This is a genomic window from Amycolatopsis sp. NPDC088138 (assembly GCF_044741685.1).
Taxonomy (GTDB): domain Bacteria; phylum Actinomycetota; class Actinomycetes; order Mycobacteriales; family Pseudonocardiaceae; genus Amycolatopsis.
This window is the reverse complement of record NZ_JBIUTB010000004.1, coordinates 358,374-381,108: the sequence shown is the minus strand read 5'-3', so window position 1 is coordinate 381,108 and position 22,735 is coordinate 358,374. Positions and strand designations below refer to the sequence as shown.

At 70.9% G+C, this 22,735-nt stretch carries 22 protein-coding genes; 8 read left to right on the top strand and 14 right to left on the bottom strand.

Annotation, left to right across the window (positions count from 1 at the left end; translation table 11 throughout):
• Positions 1–365 precede the first annotated feature (365 nt).
• From ACIOD2_RS23145 to ACIOD2_RS23135, 3 genes are read left to right on the top strand one after another with little or no spacing between them, the layout of a single operon-like run.
• Positions 366–2,255 (top strand): NB-ARC domain-containing protein, encoded by a 1,890-nt coding sequence (locus ACIOD2_RS23145; protein ID WP_400541433.1) that lies wholly within the window; start codon positions 366–368, stop codon positions 2,253–2,255.
• Between the two features lie 38 nt (positions 2,256–2,293).
• Positions 2,294–3,949, top strand: coding sequence for a hypothetical protein (locus tag ACIOD2_RS23140; protein WP_400541430.1), 1,656 nt, complete (start codon positions 2,294–2,296; stop codon positions 3,947–3,949).
• On the top strand, positions 3,946–5,151 hold the full coding sequence (locus tag ACIOD2_RS23135) for a hypothetical protein (protein ID WP_400541427.1): 1,206 nt from the start codon (positions 3,946–3,948) through the stop codon (positions 5,149–5,151). The genes ACIOD2_RS23140 and ACIOD2_RS23135 overlap by 4 nt, the downstream gene beginning before the upstream one ends.
• Positions 5,152–5,155: 4 nt before the next feature.
• Here ACIOD2_RS23135 and ACIOD2_RS23130 read toward each other — a convergent pair whose 3' ends face one another.
• The gene (locus ACIOD2_RS23130; RefSeq protein WP_400541424.1) at positions 5,156–6,610 is read right to left on the bottom strand and encodes a benzaldehyde dehydrogenase; all 1,455 of its coding nucleotides are present in this window, start codon (positions 6,608–6,610) and stop codon (positions 5,156–5,158) included.
• A gap of 116 nt (positions 6,611–6,726) precedes the next feature.
• On the opposite strand from ACIOD2_RS23130, the gene ACIOD2_RS23125 reads away from it, so the two are divergent.
• Entirely contained in the window at positions 6,727–7,683 is a 957-nt protein-coding gene (locus ACIOD2_RS23125) for a helix-turn-helix domain-containing protein (RefSeq protein ID WP_400541421.1), read from the top strand.
• On the opposite strand, the gene ACIOD2_RS23120 is transcribed toward ACIOD2_RS23125, so the two are convergent.
• From ACIOD2_RS23120 to ACIOD2_RS23100, 5 genes are read right to left on the bottom strand one after another with little or no spacing between them, the layout of a single operon-like run.
• Positions 7,619–8,032 (bottom strand): hypothetical protein, encoded by a 414-nt coding sequence (locus tag ACIOD2_RS23120; protein WP_400541418.1) that lies wholly within the window; start codon positions 8,030–8,032, stop codon positions 7,619–7,621. The two genes, ACIOD2_RS23125 and ACIOD2_RS23120, sit on opposite strands and share 65 nt — an antisense overlap.
• A 9-nt stretch (positions 8,033–8,041) precedes the next feature.
• Positions 8,042–8,656: a VOC family protein gene (locus tag ACIOD2_RS23115; RefSeq protein ID WP_400541415.1), complete on the bottom strand. Its 615-nt coding sequence runs from the start codon at positions 8,654–8,656 to the stop codon at positions 8,042–8,044.
• A 45-nt stretch (positions 8,657–8,701) separates the two neighbouring features.
• Positions 8,702–9,463, bottom strand: coding sequence for a 2-keto-4-pentenoate hydratase (locus ACIOD2_RS23110; RefSeq protein WP_400541412.1), 762 nt, complete (start codon positions 9,461–9,463; stop codon positions 8,702–8,704).
• A complete protein-coding gene (locus ACIOD2_RS23105; protein WP_400541409.1) occupies positions 9,460–9,909 on the bottom strand; it encodes a nitroreductase family deazaflavin-dependent oxidoreductase in 450 nt (149 codons plus the stop codon). Before ACIOD2_RS23105 ends, ACIOD2_RS23110 begins: the two co-directional genes overlap by 4 nt.
• Positions 9,906–11,612 carry an acyl-CoA dehydrogenase gene (locus ACIOD2_RS23100; RefSeq protein WP_400541406.1) on the bottom strand — a complete coding sequence of 569 codons (1,707 nt, stop codon included), beginning with the start codon at positions 11,610–11,612 and terminating at the stop codon, positions 9,906–9,908. The genes ACIOD2_RS23105 and ACIOD2_RS23100 overlap by 4 nt, the downstream gene beginning before the upstream one ends.
• Positions 11,613–11,848: 236 nt before the next feature.
• On the opposite strand from ACIOD2_RS23100, the gene ACIOD2_RS23095 reads away from it, so the two are divergent.
• A complete protein-coding gene (locus tag ACIOD2_RS23095; RefSeq protein ID WP_400541403.1) occupies positions 11,849–13,426 on the top strand; it encodes a DEAD/DEAH box helicase in 1,578 nt (525 codons plus the stop codon).
• Positions 13,427–13,714: 288 nt separating this feature from the next.
• Positions 13,715–14,074, top strand: coding sequence for a hypothetical protein (locus ACIOD2_RS23090; protein WP_400541400.1), 360 nt, complete (start codon positions 13,715–13,717; stop codon positions 14,072–14,074).
• On the opposite strand, the gene ACIOD2_RS23085 is transcribed toward ACIOD2_RS23090, so the two are convergent.
• The 5 genes from ACIOD2_RS23085 to ACIOD2_RS23065 form a co-directional block, all read right to left on the bottom strand.
• Positions 14,061–14,870, bottom strand: coding sequence for an SMP-30/gluconolactonase/LRE family protein (locus ACIOD2_RS23085; RefSeq protein WP_400541397.1), 810 nt, complete (start codon positions 14,868–14,870; stop codon positions 14,061–14,063). The genes ACIOD2_RS23090 and ACIOD2_RS23085 overlap by 14 nt on opposite strands.
• The gene (locus ACIOD2_RS23080) at positions 14,867–15,244 is read right to left on the bottom strand and encodes a DUF1761 domain-containing protein (protein ID WP_400541394.1); all 378 of its coding nucleotides are present in this window, start codon (positions 15,242–15,244) and stop codon (positions 14,867–14,869) included. Before ACIOD2_RS23080 ends, ACIOD2_RS23085 begins: the two co-directional genes overlap by 4 nt.
• Positions 15,245–15,328: 84 nt before the next feature.
• On the bottom strand, positions 15,329–16,216 hold the full coding sequence (locus tag ACIOD2_RS23075; protein ID WP_400541391.1) for an ABC transporter permease: 888 nt from the start codon (positions 16,214–16,216) through the stop codon (positions 15,329–15,331).
• Positions 16,203–16,994 (bottom strand): ABC transporter ATP-binding protein, encoded by a 792-nt coding sequence (locus tag ACIOD2_RS23070; RefSeq protein WP_400541388.1) that lies wholly within the window; start codon positions 16,992–16,994, stop codon positions 16,203–16,205. Before ACIOD2_RS23070 ends, ACIOD2_RS23075 begins: the two co-directional genes overlap by 14 nt.
• Positions 16,995–17,013: 19 nt before the next feature.
• Positions 17,014–18,072: an ABC transporter substrate-binding protein gene (locus ACIOD2_RS23065; protein WP_400541385.1), complete on the bottom strand. Its 1,059-nt coding sequence runs from the start codon at positions 18,070–18,072 to the stop codon at positions 17,014–17,016.
• A 184-nt stretch (positions 18,073–18,256) separates the two neighbouring features.
• Between ACIOD2_RS23065 and ACIOD2_RS23060 the strand changes: the two genes are divergently transcribed.
• Both ACIOD2_RS23060 and ACIOD2_RS23055 read left to right on the top strand, forming a co-directional pair.
• On the top strand, positions 18,257–18,685 hold the full coding sequence (locus ACIOD2_RS23060) for a hypothetical protein (RefSeq protein ID WP_400541382.1): 429 nt from the start codon (positions 18,257–18,259) through the stop codon (positions 18,683–18,685).
• A gap of 1 nt (position 18,686) precedes the next feature.
• On the top strand, positions 18,687–19,088 hold the full coding sequence (locus tag ACIOD2_RS23055; protein ID WP_400541379.1) for a hypothetical protein: 402 nt from the start codon (positions 18,687–18,689) through the stop codon (positions 19,086–19,088).
• Between the two features lie 62 nt (positions 19,089–19,150).
• Here ACIOD2_RS23055 and ACIOD2_RS23050 read toward each other — a convergent pair whose 3' ends face one another.
• The 3 genes from ACIOD2_RS23050 to ACIOD2_RS23040 are packed head-to-tail and all read right to left on the bottom strand — an operon-like array spanning position 19,151 to position 22,235.
• On the bottom strand, positions 19,151–20,146 hold the full coding sequence (locus tag ACIOD2_RS23050) for an S-adenosylmethionine:tRNA ribosyltransferase-isomerase (protein WP_400541376.1): 996 nt from the start codon (positions 20,144–20,146) through the stop codon (positions 19,151–19,153).
• On the bottom strand, positions 20,143–20,817 hold the full coding sequence (locus ACIOD2_RS23045) for an SDR family NAD(P)-dependent oxidoreductase (RefSeq protein WP_400541373.1): 675 nt from the start codon (positions 20,815–20,817) through the stop codon (positions 20,143–20,145). Before ACIOD2_RS23045 ends, ACIOD2_RS23050 begins: the two co-directional genes overlap by 4 nt.
• Positions 20,818–20,861: 44 nt before the next feature.
• Positions 20,862–22,235, bottom strand: a complete 1,374-nt coding sequence (locus tag ACIOD2_RS23040) for a purine-cytosine permease family protein (protein ID WP_400541370.1) — start codon at positions 22,233–22,235, stop codon at positions 20,862–20,864.
• Positions 22,236–22,735: the final 500 nt, after the last annotated feature.

Below are 22,735 nucleotides of genomic sequence, written 5' to 3'. Positions count from 1 at the left end.
GTGGCATTTCGTGGCATTGGGTGTCAAGCCCCGCCAGGGACCGGTGCCGGTGCAAATCTTGAAGAACGGCAGGTTGACACGCCCTCTCCGGTTTGGTCTGCTTTCTTCGGGAAGGGACGGTGATCCGTGGCGGAGGACGTCTACCCGGCCGCGCTCGCTCCGTGTGCGGGAGGGATCACCATTTGACTTCCGAAGGCGAAAGCACGTCGCGCAATATCGCGAAACGCCTGGCCGCGAACCAACTCCTCCAGGTAGGGTCGTCCGGGCCCATCTACGTCCATTCGGCGGCGAACCGCCCGGACCCGCCCCACATGCTCCCGGGTGGAATCGGCAGGCTGATCGGCCGATCCCACCTACTCCAGGCGATGGACGACGCCATGGCCGCCGACAGCTCCCGGTGCTGCATGCTTTGGGGCCTGGCCGGATCCGGCAAGACCACCCTGGCCTTGGCCTGGGCGAACGCCCGGCTCGACGACTATCCCGACGGTCGGTTCTTCGTCGACATGCGGGCTTATTCGAACGCGCCGCACGTGGAACCCCGGGACGCCTTGCGCGCCTTCCTAGCGGCGGCCGGAAGCGGTGGTTCCGACCTCTCGGACGAGACCGGCTGGGGAAACGCATTTCGCGGCGCGACAGCCGGGAAGAGAACCATCGTGATCGTCGACAACGTGTCGTCCTACGATGACATCCAAGAACTGATCCCCGGCATGGGAGCCAGCCTGATCGTCACGAGCCGCAGAGCCATCCCCGAAATGATCGTCCATCACCAGGCCCACGTCCTGAAACTACCCCTGCTCAGCGTCGAAGAAGGAGTCGAACTCCTCGCAGAACGAGTGGGGTTCGTCCGCGTCGGAAAGGATTCGCGAACCGCGGCCAGGATCGTCGAGCTGCTGGAGGGGCACCCCCTGGCGCTGGCCATCGTCGCGGCCAAGCTCGCGCTGCACACCACCTGGGACCTCGGGGACGTGCTCCGGGGCATCCAGGCGGGCGACACCCCCCTCCGGTTCATCGACGACGCCGAACTCGGGATAGAAATCGGGAAGGTCGTCTCATGGTCGGTCGAGGACCTCGACGCCGAGACGAAATACGTGCTCTACGTCGCCTCGATGCTGCCGACAACCGAGCTGTCCAGCCTCGTACTCCGGCTCGTCCTCGGCCACGACGAGTACACCTGCGACCGGTACCTTCGGGCTCTCAGCCTCGTTTCCCTGATCGACGAGGTCCGCCCGGGGCACTACCGTATGCACGACATCATCCGGGCGTACCTGACCGAAACCCGCGCGCAGGTGCTCGACGACGACCTGCTGGCCGGGATCGCCCAGCAGGTTCGCACCACCTACCTCGCGCTCTGCTTCGCCGCCGACCGGACGATCGACCCCAACCGGCACCCGATCGACGTGGGTGAGGTACCGGAGACCATCGCGAACGAAATCAGGTTCACGGTCCCGGAAGCGCTCGCCTGGTTCAGCGCGATCACCCCGTCCATGGTTCGCCTGATGGATGAGGCTTTCGACGCCCGCGACCACGCCTTCGCGACCCGGTTCGCTTGGTGTGTCAACACCTACCTCTATTGGCGGCAGGACGTCTCGAAGACGCTCGCCGTCCAAGAACGCGCGCTCCGGGCCGCGATCGAAGGCGACCCATCGATGGAGGCCCAGTGTCGGCGCGGCCTGGGCCGGGCGCTGGCCGACGTCGGTCAGCTCGGCCGGGCGAAGGAAGAACTTCTCGCGGCGCTGAACCGGGAAACGTCCCTGGGTGACACGAGCCAGGCGGCGTCGACCCAGCACGCCATGGCCGAACTGTGCCTTCGCTCGGACGAACCCCTCGAAGCCCTCGGATGGGGATTCCGCGCAGCGAAGGAATCCCGGCGCCGCGGAAACACTGTTCGCGAAGCGCGTGGGCTGTACGACGCGGCTCGTGCCCTCGTCGAGCTGGACCACTTCACCTGGGCGGAAACCCTCGGCGTGCGGAGCCTGGCGATCTGCGAAGAGGAAGCCAACGCCTACGGTCGTGCGCTCGCCCTGCGCGTGCTCGGCACAATCGGCGTGCGATCCGGGAACCTCGAGACCGGCTGCACCTGGCTCGAGCGCGCGTGGCGTGCAGAGGAAGCGCTGGGCAACTCGCGCTCGGTTCGCGTGATCCTGCAGCAGCTCGAAGATGCCTACCAGCAGGCCGGAGACGAAAGCTCCGTCGCGGAGGTCCACCGCGCGCTGGTCGAACTCGACCACTTCATCGACATGGACGACCCAAGATGAGACGGTGACGGCGGATGTCCCTGCGTCATACCCCACTCGTGCCGTCCGACCAGCTGGCCGCGCCGCGGTCGTACCGGCAGCTGGCACGCCCAGGCGCAGACGAGGACTTCCGCACCGAACTGGCTGGCCTCTTCCCGGGCGAGTCCTTGACCGCGCTGAGCCGGACCATCGCCGCGGAGGGTGCCGTCAGCTTGACCGGCCTCACCCCGCCGACGGACTTCGATCGATTCCGGCGGGTGTACGACGGCGAAATGCAGGCAAAGGGGAGCCGGGGCCCGCTGCACAGCTACCTGAACATCACCTCGTCGACACCGCTGATGAGGAGTCCCGGCCTCTGGGAAACCATCGCGCATCCGCTTTACGTCGTGGTGGTCGCGTACGCGCTAGGCGGACCGGTCAAGATCATCGATCTGCGCTCGAAAGACACTCAGCCCCTTGATGTCGTCGCTCGCGACAACACGCTGCACCTGGACAATAGTCCGTTCATCGACGAGTACAAGGTGGTCGCCACCTGGACTCTCGGTACGGTGAAGGGCCCGTCCGGCCAGGGGCTGACCTATCTGCCGGGCACGAACAAGCTGTTCAGGAACTGCTTCGTGGAACCGGACGGATCCGTCTGGAGTGACGAAGACGCCTGCATCTTCCCGACCGGGGCCCGCGTCGACGAAGTACTCGAAGCACAAGCCGCGATCCTCGCCGAGGCCGAGCCCACGGTGGTGCATCTGGCGGGTCTCGACGGGCCGTGCAGCACGATCTTCTCGGCGAGCCGGGTGGTCCACCACCGCTACCGGACGGCGGACGGGTCCCCCAGAAGCTCGTTGATGGCCACCTTCCACCGGGTCGAGGACGGCGGCGAACTCCTGCACTCGACGGAGTCTCCTTTCTCGCCCCTCCACAGGTTTCTCCTGACCGGCGGCTCACGAGAAGCATTCATGGCGGCCGTGGCCGCAGAAAAGGACCACATCGCCGCCGCGATGGACCGGCTGGCGGAACAGCCGGACCTCGTCGTGGACGCCCGCCGGCACTCGCTGAAAGGCGCGGCACGCGACGACTGGTACGCACGGCAGCACCGGGGCGTGACGCTCAATGGGCTGCGGTCGTCGAGGATGGCCCAGCATCCGGGTCGGACCGGCGCCACGCACGACTGGCTCGTTCAGCGCCTGCTGCACGACCTGCAAGGTCCGCTCAACATGCCGTTCTTCTCCGATCTGCGGGAGACCCGGAGAAGGCGGGCGCGGATCTGGATCCGGGAGATGTCACCCGAGAACGTCTCGAAGGTCGTCAAGACGGCAAATCTGTACTCGCCGCGTGCCGGCAGTGCGCCTGACGGGCCGGCAATCGGCACCGCCGTAGCGGATCTCCGCTCCTGCCTACTCGACCTCGGCCGCTTGCTGTCCAAGGCGCCCATGTCCGAAGCGCCACTGTCCGGCAGCGGCGATGAGTTCCCGGGCTCAACGGACGAGGTGGTCAACAGGTCGTTGTCCCCGTTCGTCGGGGACCTCGGGATCACGGCGAGCTGGCTGGACGACACGGACCCGGACAGCGTGCTCACCGCCACCGCGTTCGCACTGCTCGCTGCCGCGCTGGCAGCGGGCTGGTTCACCCTCGGCGATGCCGGGTGGCGGCTCGCCGCGCGACTCCGCCGGCAGTATCTGGTTCTTGTCGCGGGCAGCCCTGCGGTCGAGCACGCATGACCTTGAACCATAACGGGCTCGACGAGTATCTGCAGTGGGTGAACGAAGAAGCCCAGACGGCGAAGATCTCCTCGGAGCTGCGGTTTCGCAGTCCCCCTCGGGATCGCCTCCGCGCGAACGACCGGTTCGTCCGTGCCCTCGTCACCGAAGAAGCGGCGTGGTCCGCGCCCGCCGGTGCGCAACACGAATTCGGAGAACTGACCGAGTCGCAGCTGCGGACGGTGTACTGGGAAGCAGCCGAACGGACTAGGACGACCGCCGTGTTCTTCGGTGCGGCCGGTCATCGAACGTTGGACGAGTACTTCGCGGTCGATTCCGCGCGGAGCGAAGAAGCAGCGCTCGCGCGAGCGCGAGGCGCCACAACCCCGCATTCACCGGCGGACTACTTGCTACGCACCGTCGACAGGTTCTCGAGTTCGATCGGCCCTTCGCAGGCCTGCCGCAGGGCCATGAGCCTACTGGCACAGGATTGGGAGGGTTTGGTCGGAGAATGGAGCCGGGGGCGAACCGACTCCATTCTCCGGGCATCCGATCTGCTACGCGACTTCTACGAAAGGACTGAGCTCCGAACTCCCGGGCGGCACCAGGTGGAACAGCCGCCATCCGGCGCCCGCACCGACAGCTCGCCGGTGCTCCTCACGACAGCCGAAGCCCGGGAGTTTTCCGCGCTGTACATGCTCGGCAAGTACCCCTTCACCACGAAAGAGTACGAGGTGGCCGGAGATCTGGTGGCGATGCCACGCCTGCGGTCGGCGTTGCTGGCCACCCACCTGCACTTCACCGGCGCTTCGGCGAAACCGCTCGCCAAGTTGCTGAGCGAGTGGGGAACACCACGAGTCCTGCTGCCGTTCACGGAGGCGTTCGTCAGCAGGACCGGCGCCGACACACACTTGTATCCGAACCCCAAGCTCATCACGGTCCTCTGTAACAACGTGGTTCCGGCCATCGCCGGGGAGCTGATCCACAGGGGCATTCCCGCGGAAGCTCTCGACTCCGGCGCTGTGCACGCGGGCGTCGTCGCGGCGAAGCGGCGCCACGTCTTCGACCTGACGATCGCGATGTTCGACCGGTTCGGCAGCCCGAGCTCGGGTATGGTGCGAATTTCGGGGTTCAGCATGCGTGCCTGCCCCGCTCTCGTACCGTTTTCCTCCTTCCTCGAGATGTGGCTCCCGTACCACTTCCACCGCTATGGACGTCGATAGCCTGTCAGAAGGGGAAGCCGTGGGCCTGTTCCCGCAGGGTCACCCACTGCCACTGCGTGAACTCGTCCCAGCTGTGCCCCGAGCCGAAGCGGCTTCCGTTGCCGGAAGCGCCCGTGCCGCCGAAGGGCGCGTAAGCGTCGTTGTTCAGCGTCTGGTCGTTGACGTGGACGATGCCCGTGCGCAGGCGGTCCGCCACCGCCCGGCCGCGGTCCACCGAGCCCGTCTGGATCGCGGCCACCAGGCCGTACTCCGTGTCGTTCGCGACCGCTACCGCTTCGTCCTCGTCGCGGACCACGATCACCGGGGCCACCGGGCCGAAGATCTCCTCGCGGAACGCCGGCATCGACGTCGTCACGCCGGCCAGGACCGTCGGCTCGTAGAACAGCTTCTCGAAAGAGCCGCCGGCACGAACGGAAGCGCCTGCGGCCACCGTTTCCGTGACGATCCGGTCCACATTGGACAGCTGCTTTTCGTTGATCAGCGGGCCCAGCGCGACCTGGCCGGTGAACGGGTCGCCCACCGGGAGCTTCGCCGCGCGGGCCGCCAGACGATCGAGATACTCGTCCGCCACCGACTCCATGACGATGTGCCGCCCGGCCGTCATGCAGACCTGGCCCTGGTGCAGGAACGCGCCCCACGCGCCGGCCGAGCTGGCGACGTCCAGGTCCGCGTCGTCCAGGATCACCAGGGCGTTGTTGCCGCCCAGCTCCAGGCTGACCCGCTTCAACGTCCGGCCCGCCGCTTCGCCCACGCGCCGGCCCACCGCCGTCGAGCCGGTGAACGAGATCGCCGCGACGCCCGGGTGCTCCGTCAGCGCCGCGCCCGGCTCGGCGTCACCCGCCAGGACGTGCAGCAGGCCGTCGGGCAGGCCCGCCGCTTCGAAGAGACGCGCGATCAGCGTGCCGCCGGCGACCGCCGTGTTGACGTCCGGCTTGAGCACCACGGCGTTGCCGAGCGCCAGCGCCGGCGCGACCGCGCGCACCGACAGGATCTGCGGGAAGTTCCACGGGCTGATCACGCCGACCACGCCCAGCGGGATGCGCCGCGCGATGCTCTCGCGCCCGGCCTCGCTGGTCGGCAGCAGGTGGCCCCACGGCTGCGTCGGCAACGCCGCCGCTTCCCACAGCTCGGCCAGCACCAGGTCGACCTCGAACGCCGCCTTCGGCGGGATCGCGCCGCCTTCGCGCACGAGCCAGTGCTCGAACTCGGCGCGGTTGTCCTCCAGGACCCGCGCGGCCTTGCGGAGCAGCGCTGCCCGCTCCGGACCCGGCGTCGCCGCCCAGGCGGGCTGGGCCCCAAGAGCCCGCGTCACGGCGTTGTCGATGTCCTGGGCGTCGGCCAGCCCGACCTCGGCGAGCACGTCGCCGGTGGCCGGTTCGGTCACCGGGAGCGTCCCGCCGTGGGCCGGCACCCAGCCGCCCGAAAAGATCTTCCCGCGCCAGTCGACGTCGTCCAGCATGTGTTCCTCCCGCGTTCCGACAGAGCTTCCAGCCTGGTCACGCGAACGGCGAGCGCGTTGATTCTGCGGGTCACGGTGTTAGCCTGATCAGGTCAGCGACGACCCCGGGCGGCACCATGACCTTCCCCGTGTACCACCGCGGCGAGGCCTGGCGGGAGCGGCTCGGCGGCGCGTTCAGCGAGCTGTTCCCCGAGCGCCTCGACAGTTCCGAGCCTTCGGGTGACGTCGTCACGACCCCGCTCGGCGACGTCCACGTGTACACCGTCGCGGGCACCCCGCAGGTCGTCCGCCGCTCGCGCGGGACGATCCGGCAGAACCCGTCGGACCTGCTCAAGGTGTGCGTCCAGGTCCGCGGCCGCGCGACGGTCGTGCAGGGCGACCGCGAGATCGTCGTCGAACCCGGGCAGCTCGCGCTCTACGACACCGGCCGCCCGTACGCGCTGCGGCTCGAGGGTGAGTGGATCTCCGCGGTGATGGCCTTCCCGCGCGACGTCCTGCACCTGCCCACCACCCGCGCGATGGAACACGCCTTCACCGCCACCAGCGGACCCGGCGCGGTGTTCGCCGACTTCGTCTCGGCGTCGGTCGCCCAGGGCAGCCACCTCTACGAAGCCGCGGCGAGCCGCCTCGGCGACGCCGGGCTCAGCCTGCTGGCCGGCACGCTCACCGAGCACGTCAGCGTCGACGAGATCCCGGACGCGCTGCGCACCCGTGTGCTCGCTTACGTCCAGCACCACCTCGACGACCCGAGGCTGTCCCGGGCGACCGTCGCCGCCGCGCACGGGATGTCACCGCGGACGCTGAACCGGCTGTTCGAAGACGAGCCGCACACCGTCACCGACCACATCCGCCGGCTGCGCCTGGACGCCGTCCGCCGGGACCTGCGGGATCCGTTGCTGGCCAACAGAAGTGTCGCGGCGATCGCGGCGCGCTGGTGCTTCGTCGACGCCGCGCACTTCAGCCGGGTGTTCCGCGCCGAGTTCGGGGAGAGCCCGTCGGCGTTCCGGCTCACTTCAGCGCGACCAGACCCACCACGAACAGCCCCGCCGGGACCACGGCCGCCGACAGGCTGATCAGCCCGGTGCCGCCGCGCCAGCCCATCGGCGCCGCGTCGAGCACCATCCCGCGCACGAGCGCCGCTTCGACGACCGCCGTCAGCAGGAATCCGATGCCCACACTGAAGATCGATGCCGCACCGACGAAGAACAGGCCCGACGTCGAAGCCGCGCCGAGCGGCGCCGCGACCTCCCAGCGCACCAGGCCCGCGCTCGCCGCGAGCAGGGCCAGCAGCAGGACGAACGCGACGAGGAACCCGATCCGCGCGCTCGTCTGGTGCTGGGCGCGGGTGAACAGCCAGAACCCCGCGTCGAGCGCCCCGACGACCACGGCGAGCACGAGGAACCCGGCACGGATCGTCAGCACCCGATCACCCTAGCGAGAATCGGCCCGCGCCATGATCGCGGTGGTGTGACCGTCCGGGTCGGTGAAGAACGCCATCCACTCTTCGACGCCGGACTCGTGCCGGAAGATCAGGTGCGGCGCGCCCAGGAACTCGACGCCGCGCTCGCGAAGGGTGTCGTAGGCGGCGTTGATGTCCGGGACGCCGAAGTACAGCACCGACTCCCCGCCCTGCGGCTCGCCCGACGTCAAGAACAGCCGGACGCCGTCGCAGTCGTAGAACGCCAGGTCCCCGTACGTGTAGAGGTGCGGCAGCCCGAGCACGTCGCCGTAGAAGACCTTCGCGCGGCCGAGGTCGGAAACGGTCCGCGAAACCTGCCCGATCGGTCCCAGCACGGCTGCCTCCTCGGTGCTCCGGCCAGCGAGCGCGCTGTCCGCCGGCGCTCCCCGCCAGGCGCGCAGGTCCGCGCGCCCGGTCAGGCCGAGCTTGCGCACGGCGTTGCCGACGTGGAACTTGACCGCGTCCGGGCTGGTGCCGCGGCGGCGCGCGATCTCACGGTTCGTCAGGCCGTGGCGCACCGCATCGACCACCCGCCACTCGGCGGGGGTCAGCCGGTCGGGGTGCCGTGGCCTGCCGCGCTCGCCCACGCGCCGACGATAGCGCCGGAACCCGCGAATTACCCTCCCCCGGCGTCACACGAAGTGCGCTTCGACGCTGCCCAGCGCGCCGAAGTCGGCGACGACGTGGCCGCCCGCGTGGATCGGGCAGGGGGTGGTCGCCGTGCCCGTGGTCACCACGTCGCCCGGGCGGAGGCGGTGGCCGGTGCGGGCCAGCTCCGTCGCGAGCCAGTGCAGGGCCAGCCGCGGGTCGCCGAGGACCAGGCCGCCGTGGCCGCGGGCGAACTCCGCGCCGTCGGCGTGCAGGACCACCGCGTGGCCCGGCAGGTCGAGGTCGCGCCAGCCCGGGACCGCCCGCCCTTCGACGAACCGGCCCGCGCACGCGACGTCGGCCAGCAGCTGCGGGCCGCCCGCGTGCTGGTGGTCGGTGTAGCGGCTGTCCGGCATTTCGAGCGCGAGGAACATCGTGTCCACCGCGTCGAGCACCCCGCCCAGCGACGGCCCCGGGCCGGGGTCGGCCTTCATGCGGAAGGCGAACTCCGGCTCGGCGACGCCCATCGTCATCGTGTCGGCGGGCACCGGGGTGCCCTCGAGCTGGTGGAACCGCTCGAACAGCGCGCCCGGCAACGGGCCGGGCACGCCGAGGTACTGCTGGGCGTACGCCGTGGTCGCGGCGATCTTCCAGCCGCTCACCGGGCCGGCCAGCTCGGCCAGCGCCGCCTGGGCGGCCATCCCCTGCGCCGCGTCACGCGGGCGGGCGGCCTCCGGCAGGCCGTCCAGCCGTGTGCCGGTCCGCCACGCGTCCCAGATCAGCTCCGCCGCCAGCTCGTGCGTCACGCTCGTGATCTTGCCAACCGGAACACCGGGTGTCGATCGGCTTCCGCCTCGAACGCTTCGGCCGGGCCGCTGCCCTTGGCGTCGAAGTAGGGCGCGGTGACCGGGATCTGGCGCACGTAGGCCTGGAGCACCGGCGCCGCGGTCGCGGCGTCGGCCTCCTCGACCTCCCACGTCTCGGTCTTGCGGCCACGGCTGAGCCGGGCGACGGCGTCGGCCCGCAGGTTGTGCACCCAGGCGACGGCGCCGTAGGGCGCGACGAGCCACCGCTCGCCGCCGACCTCGACGACGTTCACCGGGGTCGTGCGCTCGAGACCGCTCTTGCGGCCCTTCGTCGTCAGCAGGACGCCGCCCTTGCCCGCGGCCGGCACGCCGCGCGCGAGCAGCGGCTTCACCAGCGCGTTGACGGTCTTCCGCAGCGTTCCCAGCCGGTACTCCCTGGCCATCATGGGTGCATAGCGTAGGCCCCGGAGAGGTCGCGCACACGCGCCCAAACGCCGTCGAAGCGCTCGGCGTCGACGACCGGCTTGCGCAGCGCCGCCAGCGCGATGGCCTGCTGGGCCTCGGTCGAGCTCGACTTCCCGTTGAGGTCGACGGCCGCGACGCTGAAGTCCTGCACCAGGACCGCGAAGATCTGGTCGACGACGTGGCTGTCGAGCCCGGTGATACCGGCCTGCTCCAGGATCAGCTGGCCGTAGACGACGAGCGTGAACAGCTCGGTGAGCGCGAGCCCGAAGTCGAGGTCGGCCTGCTGGGCCTCGTCCGGCGCGGCCTTGGTCAGCAGCTCCAGCAGCCCGCCGGCCTGCTCGGTGAACAGCGCGACGTTCGGGATGTGCGACGCCTGCGCGTACGCGGCCTTCCAGTCGTGGAACCGGACCTTCGACAGGCCGCGCGCCGGGCCCTGGCGGAAGAGGAACTCGTCGTCCGCCGCGTCGGTGCGGGTCGGCACCGGGGCGTACTCCTGCGGCGCGAACAGGTACGCGGGCATGAACTTCGCGATCAGCGCGAGGTTCACCGCGACCGTGCCCTCGAGCTTCGGCAGGCCGTCGATGTCGTTCTTCGCCATCGCGAGGTAGGTGTCGGCCTCGAAGCCCTTGGCCGCGACGACGTCGGCGACCAGGCCGATCACCTTCTGCGCCTCGGTGGTCACCTTCATCTTGGTGATCGGGTTGTAGAGCAGGTAGCGGCGGTCCTCGGCGTTCGCGCTGCGGAAGTAGTCCACGGCGCGGTCGGAGAACAGCTTCATCGCGGTCAGCCGCGCGTAGGCCTCGACGAACTCGCGGCGCACGTGCGGGAAGTCGGTGACGGGGTTGCCGTACAGGACGCGGTTGTGCGCGTGGGTGATGGCCTCGTACAGCGAGTGCGTCGCCATGCCGATGCCGCCGAAGCAGAGGTTGAACTTGCCGATGTTGACGGTGTTCAGCGCGGCGCTGAAGGCTTCGGCGCCGACGTGCAGGATGTCCTCGGCGTGCACCGGGTAGTCCTCGAGCCGGAACTCGGCGACGTACATCTGCGACGGCACGACGTTCTTCACCACGTGGTAGTTCGGGTGCTCGGAATCGGCGTAGAAGAAGACGTACTGGTCCGGGCCCTCGGCACCGTCGATCCGGCCGAAGACGGCGACCGTGCGGGCGACGTTGCCGTTGCCGATGTAGTACTTCGAGCCGGTGGCGCGGTAGCCGTCGCCGTCCTTGGTGAGCACCAGGTCGGAGGAGTAGATGTCGGCGCCGTGATCCTTTTCGGACAGTCCGAACGCGCCGACGCCACCGGCGTCCAGGGCGTCCGCGGCGCGCTTGCGGGCGACGTCGTTGCCGCTCTGCCACACCGGGCCGAGGCCGAGGATCGTGACCTGCCAGGGGTACCAGTAGTTCAGGCCGTAGAACCCGAGGATTTCCGACAGCGCGGCGACGCGGCTGGTGTCCCAGCGCTTGTCCGGGTTGCCGTCGGCGTTCGCGGCCGGGGTCAGGAAGGTCGAAAAGAGGCCCTCCTTGCCGGCGAACTCGATGAAGTCCGCGTAGAAGGTCCGCGCGTGGTAGTCCTCGGCCAGTTTCGCCTTGCCTCGCTGCTCGAACCAGTCGATGGTGGCCCGGAGCAGCCGGCGCGTCTCGGCGTCGAAGTGGGCCGGGTCGTACTCGTGCGGGTTCAGCAGCATGGGTGAGCCTCCTTGATTACCGACCGGTAACTTAGCAAGTGCGCACGAGTGCGGGCAATCTCACTAGGGGTACGTCACTCCGGTTGGGTACACTGATCTTGCGGGCCGCTCAGTTCTGCCTCGGCCCGCTGCTGTTGTCGACTACCACGCGCCGCGGCCGTTGACCGGTCTGCGCCGGGCAGGACAACCCTTCTCAGGTAACGGAGACCAGGGCGCCCCTGCGCCCGCATGCACTTATGACCAGTTTCGCTGAACTCGGCCTGCCCACCACCATCGTGGACGCGCTGGCCGCACAGGGCGTCACCGAGCCCTTCCCGATCCAGGCGGCGACCCTGCCGCACACCCTCGCCGGGCGTGACGTGCTCGGCCGCGGCCGGACCGGCTCCGGCAAGACCTACGGCTTCGTGCTGCCCATGCTGGCGCGCCTCTCGGCGGGCCCGACGCGGCGCAAGCCCGGCCGTCCGCGCGCGCTGATCCTGGCGCCGACCCGTGAGCTCGCGACGCAGATCGAAGCGTCCATCCTGCCGCTGGCCAAGCCGCTCGGCCTGAAGACGACCACCATCTTCGGCGGCGTCTCGGCCAACCCGCAGATCACCCGGCTGCGTGACGGCGTCGACATCGTCGTCGCCTGCCCCGGCCGGCTCGCCGACCACATGCGCTCCGGGCACGTGAAGCTCGACGCCATCGAGATCACCGTGCTCGACGAGGCCGACCACATGGCCGACCTGGGCTTCCTGCCCGAGGTGCGGCGGATCATGGACGCGACGCCGTCGCGCGGGCAGCGGATGCTGTTCTCCGCGACCCTCGACAACGGCGTCGACGTGCTGGTCAAGCGCTTCATGAGCGATCCGATCACGCACAGCGTCGACTCGGCGCAGTCGCCGGTCTCGACGATGGAGCACCACGTGCTGCACCTCGAGGAGACCCACCGGCTGCCGGTGCTGGTCGACCTCACCGCGGCGCCGGGCCGCACGCTGGTGTTCACCCGGACGAAGAGCCGCGCGAAGGCCCTGACCCGCAAGCTGGTGGCGTCCGGTGTCCCGGCCGTCGAGCTGCACGGCAACCTCGGCCAGAACGCGCGCACCCGCAACCTCGAGGCGTTCTCCTCGGGCGCGGCCAAGACGCTGGTCGCGACCGACATCGCGGCCCGCGGCATCCACGTCGACGACGTCCGGCTGGTCATCCACGCCGACCCGCCCGTCGAGCACAAGGCGTACCTGCACCGCTCCGGCCGCACGGCGCGCGCCGGCGCGTCCGGCACGGTGGTGACGCTGATGACCGACGCGCAGGTCCGCGACGTCCGCGACCTGACCCGCAAGGCCGGCATCAAGCCGACCACCACCCAGCTCGGCCCGGGTCACCCGCTGCTGGCGGAGCTGGCCCCGGGCGAGCGGTCGTTCACGGCGTCCCCGCAGCGGCCGCCGGTGGACAACCGCCCGAAGAAGGTCACGGCCTCGGGCGCGGCACCCGGTGGCGGCCGCGGCCGCCGCGGCGCCCCGGCCACCCCGAAGGACAACCGCGGCGGCGAGCGTTCCCGCGCGGCAGCAGCCCAGTCACGCCGCGACGACCAGCAGCCTCGCTCTGATCGACGCACCTCCGGCGGCGGCCGCCGCTCCGGCGCTCCCGCTGGTTCGGGCGGTTCCGGTGGCTCGGGCGGCGCACGCCGTTCGGGCGCTCCGGCCGCAGCGGCGGCGGGCAAGTCCGGCGGCGGCCGCGGTCGTGGCGGAGCTCCCGCCGCGGGAGCCGGCCGTTCCAGCGGCGGCGCGGCGGCGTTCTCGTCGGGCACCCGTGCGGGTGGGCGACGGGGCCGCTGATCGCGGTACTCCCAGCTGACAACACGACCCCGGGCCGCGTGCCCGGGGTCGTGTTCGTTTCGGGCGGTTCCCCACAACATGATCAGCGTCGGTGCCAGGAAGCGATCTCCGCGTTCTCGGCAGCCGGCCGTTCCGGCGGCTCGGGCACCCGCGCAGGCGGGCGCCGAGGCCGCTGATCGCGGTACTCCCAGCTGACAACACGACCCCGGGCCGCGTGCCCGGGGTCGTGTTCTGCCGGTAGCCCTCGCCGGTCCGGCGTGGGGCGGCAGCGCGTGTCATGCTCCCCGCATGGAGGACACGGAACTGGTGCAGACCGGCATCGGGCTGCTGGCGTCGGTCTACCGTCTTCGGCAGAACCTGCGGGACGGGACCGGCGAGCCCGGCGCCAGCGGGTATCCCGAGCTGCTCGAAGGGGCGCTCGACTTCACCATGACGGCGGACTTCACCCTCCCCGAGGAGCACATCGCCGAGGTTCAGCAGATCGTGAACCAGGCCGTCGACCAGCTGGCGCACCGGCAGGAGGCCGTCATGCGCGGGCTGCTCATGGGGTTCGTCAAGATCGTCGAGGCCTACGAGGAAGACGAGGCCCGGCCCGACGTGCTCGAGGCCCTGCAGCAGCTCCCGCTCGAAGTGGCTACCGAGGAATAGGCACCGTCAGGATCCGGCCCGTTCGCGGGCCCGTCCCGACGCCGTCCAGGCCGTGCCATTCCTGGGTCACCAGGTACAGCGTGTCCTCGCTCAGCGCGCACGCGAAGCACCCGCTGTCCAGCGTCACCCGGTCCAGGACTTCGCCGCCTTCACGGACCCGCGTGCACGACTTGCCCGGGACGTCCGCCACCCAGATCGCGCCGGAGGGGTCCAGGGCAATGCCGTCCGGGACGCCGTCGCCCAGGTCCGCCCACACGCGGCGGTCGGTCAGCGAGCCGTCCGGGGACACGGTGAACGCCGTCAGGCGGTTCGCGTACGACTCGGCCACCACCAGCGTCGCGCCGTCCGGGGTCAGGGCCATGCCGTTGCCGAACGCGATGCCGTCCGCGACCTCGCGAGTCTCGCCGGACGGGGAGACGTACTTGATCACCCCCGGCCGGAAGGCCTCCCGCGCCATCAGGTCGGAGCCGCCGCCGTTGACGTAGCAGCCGCCGTCCGAAGCCACCACGATCTCGTTGAAGCCCGTGCCGCCCAGCTCGGCGTGGATGGACAGGGAGCCGTCCTCGGACAACCGCAGCAGCAGGCCTTCCGACGACGAGATGATCAGGGGGTCGCCGCCGGAGAAGTCGAAGCACATCGGCATCGTCGGGAAGTCCGCGCGGAACACGACCTCACGCTCCCCCGCCGGCGTGACCGCGACGATCTCGTGGGCCAGCCAGTCGGCGAACCACAGCCGGCCGTCGTGCCAGCGCGGGGACTCGCCGAACGCGATCCCGTCGAGCAGCACCCCGGTCATCGCCACACTCCTGCGATCACGGCCACGACCAGGATCTTGACCAGCCAGTCGCCCGCGTGCAAGGCGGCCAGCCGCACCGGCACGTTCTCGTGCAGCACCGATCCGGCCAGGATCAGCACCGGGAACCCCGCCCAGAGCACCAGCGCCAGGCCGAGCGCGCCCGTGACGCCGTCGACGCCCACCGCGGTCAGCAACCCGGCGAACACGGTCACCAGCAGCAGCGTCCGGACGAACTCCGCGGCCATCTTCCACGGCGCCGGCCGCTCGAGCGCCGCCGTGCTCAGGCCGGCCCAGACCTTGCCGAACGTCATGTACCAGGCGGAACTCACCACGAACCCCGCCACGGAGGCCACCAGCACAGCCACGACACCCATCGCCATCTCCTTCGCTCAAGACCTGCTTGCGAAGGGGACGTCGACGCCGTCAGCGGCGCTTCGACATGCCGGGCGAAAAACTTTCTAGAGCGACGACGTCAGCCCGCGGGCCCGCAGCACCGAGCGCTCCAGCGGGCGGAACACGATCAGCTCGATCCCGACGCCGACCAGCAGGATCAGGAAGATCGCCGCGATCACCGTCTCGATGCTGTTGAGCGAGGACCCCTGGTTCAGGTACGCGCCGAGGCCGACGCCGAGCTGCGGGGACAGCGCGATCAGCTCGGCCGCCATCAGCGAACGCCACGAGAACGCCCAGCCCTGCTTGAGCCCGGCGAGGAAGCCGGGCAGCGCGGCGGGCAGCAGGATGTGCCGGGCCGACGACAGCCGTCCCGCGCCCATCACCTGGCCGACGCGCGGCAGGATCGGCGGGATCTGGTCGATGCCCGAGACCAGGCCGTTCGCGATCGACGGCACCGAGCCGAGCAGCACGACGAAGTAGATCGCGCCGTCGTTGATGCCGAACCACAGGATCGCGGCCGGCACCCACGCCACCGACGGGAGGCTCTGCAGCCCGGTCAGCAGCGGCCCGATCGCGGCCCGTACCACGCGGACCTTCGCGACGAGCAGGCCCAGCGGCGTGCCGAGGACGACCCCCGCGAGGAACCCGAGGGCCGCGCGGTGCACCGACGTCCAGACGAACCCGAACACCTCGCCGGTGACGACGCGGCTCCAGAACTCGTCCCACACCGCGAGCGGCGCGGGCAGCTGGGCCTCCGGCCAGAACGCCGCGGCCCACAGCAGCTGCCAGACGACGATCAGCAGGACCAGCGCGAGCACCGGCGGCAGGAACCCCCAGGCGAACCGCTTCCAGAAGCTCGGACGGCGGTCGCCGACCGGGGCGTCGAGCGAGTCCAGTCCGGCGCCGACCGCGTCCAGACCTTCGACGTCGGCCGGCCGGTCAAGCTGCGGCATGGGTGCTGATCACCTCTCGCAGGTGCCCGGTGATCTCTTCGGTCAGTTCCTCGGCGTCGGCCAGCGGCACGTCCGTCCATTCGCGCACGACCCGCCCGGGCCGCGACGACAGGAGCACCACGCGCTGCCCGAGCCGGACCGCCTCGCGCACGTCGTGGGTCACGAACAGCACCGACGTGCCGGTACTGCGGTAGACGCGCAGCAGCTCACCCTGCAGGACGTCGCGGGTGATGGCGTCGAGCGCGGCGAACGGCTCGTCCATCAGCAGCAGCGCCTGCTCCGGATCACCGCCGACCCGCAGGGTCGCGGCCAGCGCGCGGGCCAGGGCGACGCGCTGGCGCATGCCGCCGGACAGCTCGTGCGGCCGCTTGGCGCCCGCGCCGGTCAGCCGGACGAGTTCCAGCAGCTCGGCGGCCTTTTCCCGGCGCTCGGCCCGGCCGAACCCGGCCAGCCGCAGCGGCAGCTCGACGTTGCGCGCGGCGGTCAGCCACGGCATCAGCGCGGCCTCCTGGAACATCACCGCCGGCCGGGACGTGTTGAGCGTGATCTCCCCCGCCGACGGCGCGTCCAGGCCCGCGACCAGGTTCAGCAGGGTCGTCTTGCCGCAGCCGGACGCGCCGAGCAGGCAGACGAACTCGCCGGGCGCGACCGTCAGGTCGACCCCGTCCAGCGCGACCACCGCCCGGCCGGCCGGGCCGAACACCTTGCGGACGCCGTCGAGACGCACCGCGGTCGCGCCGGTGTAGTTGCTCCGGCCGGTCGGGAGGGTGGTGGTCATCGTTGGCTGCCTCTCCGGATCACTTCACGAGTTCGGGGGCGTTCACGGCGGGCTGGTTCTGGGCCTTGAGGACGTCGTTCAGCGGGCCGAAGTCCGCGAAGCCCTTCAGGGCGACCGCCGATTTCACCACGCCCGCCGTCACCGAGTCCTGCGCGAGCTGCGGGAACTCGGCGGGGATCGGGTCGTTGGTGAGCTCGATGTTCGAGAACGCGCGGTCGATGACGGCCTGGCTCAAGCTGCTGCCGGCCAGCTCCTTCAGCGCTCCGTTGACCACGGTCTTCGCGTCCGCCGGGTTGGCCTTCGCCCAGTCGATCGCGGCCAGCTGCCCCTTCAGGATCGCGCGGACGGTGTCCGGGTGCTCCTGCAGGAACTGGCTGCGCACGATGATGACGGTGGTCGGGAACCGGCCGCCGGGCCACAGGTCCTTCTCGTCGACCAGGACCTTCGCACCGGCGTCGAGGACCAGCCGTGACGACCACGGCTCGGGCAGCCAGCCGCCGTCGACCTCGCCCTTCTTGAACGCGTCGAGCGTCTTCGAGTTGTCCAGGTTGGTGATCTTGACCTGGCCGGTCAGGTTCTTGCCCGCGACGAACTTCTTGAGCGCGACGTCCTGGGTGTTGGCCAGCTGCGGGGTGGCGATGTTCTTGCCCTTGAGCGCGTCGACGCTCGCGATGTCCGGCTTGACGACCAGCTGCGCGCCACCGGAGACGGCGCCGGAGATCAGCTGGATGGTGCCCTTGGACTTGGTGAAGGCGTTGATCGCCGGGCCGGAGCCGATGTAGGCGATGTCGAGCGAGTTGCCCAGCAGCGCGTTGACCTCTTCGGGGCCCGCGTTGAACGTCTGGGTGGTGAGCTTGGTCGAGCCCAGCTCCTGCTTGAAGAAGTCCTTCTTGACGCCGATCAGCGCCGGGGCGTGCGTGACGTTCGGGAAGAACCCGAGGCGGACCTCGGTGGCGGCGCCCGCGTTGGCGGCGGGGGCAGCGGTCTCCGCGGCACGGGAACAGCCGGCGAGCACGCCCACGACGGTCAGGGCGACGAGCGCCGAGGCCAGGAAGCGGGTTCTGTGGTGGGTGCGCACGTCAGCGTCGCCTTTCGCGGGGTCGATGTCGGGGGCGAGGTTCGCACGGTCACCCACCCGGGCGCATAGCCATCCGCATCCCGGGAAATCCGGTGAGATTTCTTGACATCGGTGATTCGGGGGCCTAGGTGCAACCGACGGGGGTGCTCGCGCGTGTGCTCTCGACGACTTCGAGGGGGAGCCGATGAAGACAGCGAACGAGGTCCGGGCCGTCATCGTCTCGGTGCTCTTGGCGTGGGCACTAATGACGCTCTCGCCGATCGGGGCCGACTGGCTGACCACGGCCGGTCTGGGCGAGTGGGCCGCGGTGTGGGTGGTGGCCACGGTCCCGATCGGCGTCCTGCTGGCCGGTGGCCTGTTCTGGCTGCTCACCGGACGGGGGCGGCCCGCCTGGCTGCGGTTCCTGCCGCTGTGGGTGTGCCTTCCGACGAGCGTGCTCGGCCTGACCGGCCTGGTCACCGGCTCGGCGTCCCGGGGTCACCTGTTCGTGTTGATCTTCGTTTCGGTCCCGGCGGCGATGGCGTTTCTGCTGCTCATCGTCCGATTGCGAAATGCGGGCAACCGGTCGCGTCATCCGAACGTGGTAGAGGTGACCACGGATTCGGAGGGATGACATGACGAGCACCGCACACCGCACCGGCCAGGGGGCCACCATCCGCGTGGCGCTGGTCGTGCTCTTCGTCGGGCTGGGCCAGGCGTCGTTCGAGTGGCTCCGGTCACTCGGCATGGACGCCGTGACGAGCCTGGTCGTCTGGGCGATCCCGGTCGTCACCGCGGCGGCCGTGACGCTGGTGCTGTGGCTGGCGTCGGACCGCGCGTTCGCGCTGCGGACGTGGCTGCCGGTGAGCCTGTGCATCCCGGTCTACCTGGCCGGGCTCTTCGGCCTGGCGACCGGCACGGCGAGCCTGGTGGCCTCGATCGTCAGCGGCGTCGGGCTGGGGATCACGGTCGTCGCCGTGGCCGGCCTCTACCGGGCCCGCCGCCAGGACGACGCCCGCGAACCGGCGCGCCAGTAGTTCAATGCCGTGAAGGCCACCTTGAGGGACTCAGAGTCCCTCAAGGTGGCCTTCACGGCTTTTCAGCGGCGCAGGAGCAGGGAGACGTCGCCGAACTCGTGCCACAGGTAGCGGCGCTCCACCGCCGCGTCGTAGGCGCGCTGGACCAGCTCCGGGCCGGCCACGGCCTCCAGGAGCAGCAGGTGGGACGCGTCCGGCGCGTGCAGGCCGGTGACGATGCCGTCGACGACCCGGGCCGGGCGGTCCGGGCTCAGGACCAGGTCCGTCCAACCTTCGGTGGGTCCGTCGGCGGCCGACTCCAGGGCGCGGGCCGCCGTCGTGCCCACCGCGACCACCCGGCCGCCGCGGGCCCGGACCCACGCGACCAGCGCCGCGGTCGACGCGGGCACGTGGAAGCGCTCGGCCTGCGGCGGCTCGCCCGTCTCCAGCGACGACACCCCGGTGTGCAGCAGCAGCGGCGCGAACAGCACCCCGTCGGTCACCAGGCGCGTGACCAGCGCGTCGGTGAACGGCCGGGCCGCCGACGGCATCTCCGCGCTGCCCGGCTCGCGGGCGAACACCGTCTGGTAGTCGGCCAGCGGCCAGGCGCGCGGGACGTAGCCGTAGCGGATCGGGCGTCCGCTCGCGGCCAGCAACCCGGGCACCGGGACGGACACCGAAGCCCGCCACAGCCGCGCCTGCCCCGGCACGTACCCGGCCAGCAACGTCAGCGACGCGCCACCGGGCAGCGCCAGCCGCTCCCCCGGCCGGCCGTCGAGCAGCGGGCCGCCGGGCGCGCGCAGCTCGACCACCCACGCGCCGTCGTCCAGCTCGGTCGAGAAGTGGACGACGACCTGCTGCCGGCCTCGGCGGGCGTCGATCGCCGCGGGCAGCGTCCCGGACGTGTTGACGACCAGCAGGTCGCCGGCCCGCAGGTGCTCACCCAGCTCATTGAAGACGGTGTGGTGCACCCCGGCCGGGTCCGCGACCAGCAGGCGGACCTCGTCGCGGGCCAGGCCGCGGGCCTCCGGGGGCGCCGACGCCGAGAGCTCGTCGGGCAGGTCGAACCGGACGCTCATGCGGGCACCAGCAGGTCGGCGGCGCGGTAACGGCCGCTGGCCGGGCGTTCGTCGAGCAGCCGCAGGAACGCCGGGACGGACGTCCCGGGCAGCGGCCGGTCGGAGATGTCCTCACCCGGGAAGGCGAGCTGGTGCATCGCGGTTCGCATGTCGCCGGGGTCGACCGCGTACACGGCCAGGTCCGGGTGTTCCGCGCCGAGCACGGCGGTGAGCTGGTCGAGCGCGGCCTTCGCGGAGCCGTAACCGCCCCAGCCTTCGTAGGCTTCGACGGCCGCGTCCGAGCTGACGCCGACGATCGTGCCGCCGGTCTTCGTCAGGGCGGGCAGCAGCAGCTGGGTGAGCGCGAGCGGCGCGAAGACGTTCACGCGGTAGACGTCTTCCAGCTGCGCCAACGGATAGCGGCGCAGTGGCGGCAGCGGGCTGACGCCGAGGGTGCTGGCGTTGTTGACGAGCAGGTCGAGCGAGGGCCCGGCCGCGGCGGCGAGGTCGGCGCGGTGGGCCGGGTCGGCGACGTCGCCCGGGACGGGTGTGAACCCGGCTTCCCGGGCGGCGGCGGTCAACGCGGAAGCGTCCCGGCCGTCGCCGATGACCGTCCACTTGCGACTCACCAGTGCCGCGGCGAGGGCCTTCCCCAGCCCCGCCGAGGCGCCGGTGATCAGTGCGACTGGCATGGTTCCTCCTTGCAGGGGTACCACACCATCGTTGAACCTCTACATTACTTGAGGTCAACGGTGTGACGGCCGCGCAGCAGCAAATACGCTGCCAGCGAAACGACGAGCCCGACGTAGTACGCGAGATCGGCGCCGTGCAGCACCGCCGCGACCGGGCCGGTGTAGAGCGAGGTGTTCATGAACGGCACCGCCGCCGCGAAGCCTGCGACGAACGCCACGACGGCGGCCCAGGGACGCGCAGTCGTCGCGGCCCGGACGTCGACGCGCTCGCCACCGCGGGTCCGCCGCAGCCAGTCCGGCAGCACGACGCCGAGGAACGGCGGGATCCAGTAGCTGACGAACAGCAGCACGTTCTGGAACTTCGCCGCCAGCTCGCCGCTGTGCATCCAGAGGATCAGCGCGAACGCGAGCACCGTGACGAGCACCGCCGACACCGGGCGCCGCAGCCGGACGCCGACGGTCTGCAGCGCGAGCGAACCGCTGTAGTCGTTCATCGCGTTGGACGACACCGCCGCGAGCGCGATCACCGCGAGCGCCAGCGACCCGAGGAACCCGCCGCCGAGCAGCGCCGCGACACCCGTCGCCGTCTGGTCGCCGAGCGACGTCCCGAGTGCGAGCCCGAGACCTTCGCCGATCGCGTACGACGCCGTCAGCCCGAGGAGCGTGAACCAGAAGACCCCGCGCGACGACGTCTCCGCCGGCAGGTAGCGGCTGAAGTCCGAGGCGTACGGCGCCCAGGAGATCGCCAGCGACAACGCGATCGTCGAGAACAGCACGACGGCGCCGGTGTGGTCGCCGCCGGTCGCGGTGTCGGCCGTCGCGATGGGGTGCCCGGAAAGGACCTTCACGGCGAGCGCGGCGAACGCGAGCACCAGCAGCACGCTCATCACGGCCTGCACGCGGTGGATGAGCGCGTAGCCGAACACGCCGAGGGCGCACTGCAGCACCAGCACGATCAGCACCGCGGCCCAGAACGGCAGCCCGGTCAGCTCGGCCAGCGCCTCGCCGCCGAACAGCCCGACCAGCGCGTCCCAGGCGATCGAGCCGAGCCACTGCACCAGGCCGGGCAGCACCACGCCACCGCCGAACGGCAGGCGCGCGAGGGGCAGCTGGCCGGTGCCGGTGCGCGGGCCCCAGGTCGACAGGTACGCCACCGGCAGCGAGCCGAGCACGGTGCCGGCGAGCATCGCGACCAGGCCCGTCCAGAAGCCGAGGCCGAGCGACGCGGCGAGGGTGCCGGTGAAGACCGCGGTCATCGTCAGGTTCGGCGCGAACCACACGCTGAACTGCCGCCACGGCCGCCCGAACCGGTTGCCCTCCGGGACCGGGGTGATGCCGTGGGTTTCGATCGCCAGGTCCGAACCCCCGGCGGGCATCCGCCCGCCGAAGACCTCGGCGTCGAGACCGCGTCCGCTCATGTCCTGCCTCCACTCGGCTGATCGAGGCAACCCTAGGGCGCGGACGCCCTGGTGACGGCCGTGAGTGCGCGCCGCCACACCGCGGCGGGCACGGCTGCGGGGAGCAGCGCGGGGCGATGTCCGATTGCGCGCCACCACCTCAGGACGCGACCGACCAGCAGGCGCCGGCGCACGATCACCGATCACGAGTGCACGCCGCCGCCCCACGGCGAGCACGGCCGCGAGGGGCAGCGCAGGGCGATGTCCGATTGCGTCACTGCACACGCCACCTCAGGACGCGAGCGACCAACAGGCGCCAGCGCAGGAACACCGATCACGAGTGCACGCCACATCACGGCGAGCACGGCCGCGAGGGGCAGCGCAGGGCGATGTCCGATTGCGCGCCGCAATGCACGCCGCCGCAAGGCGCGGCCGACCGGCTGTCGGCCACGAGCGCGGCCACACCGCGGCGGGCCATTGCCGCGAGGTGCAGCGCGGGGCGATGTCCGATTGCGCCACAA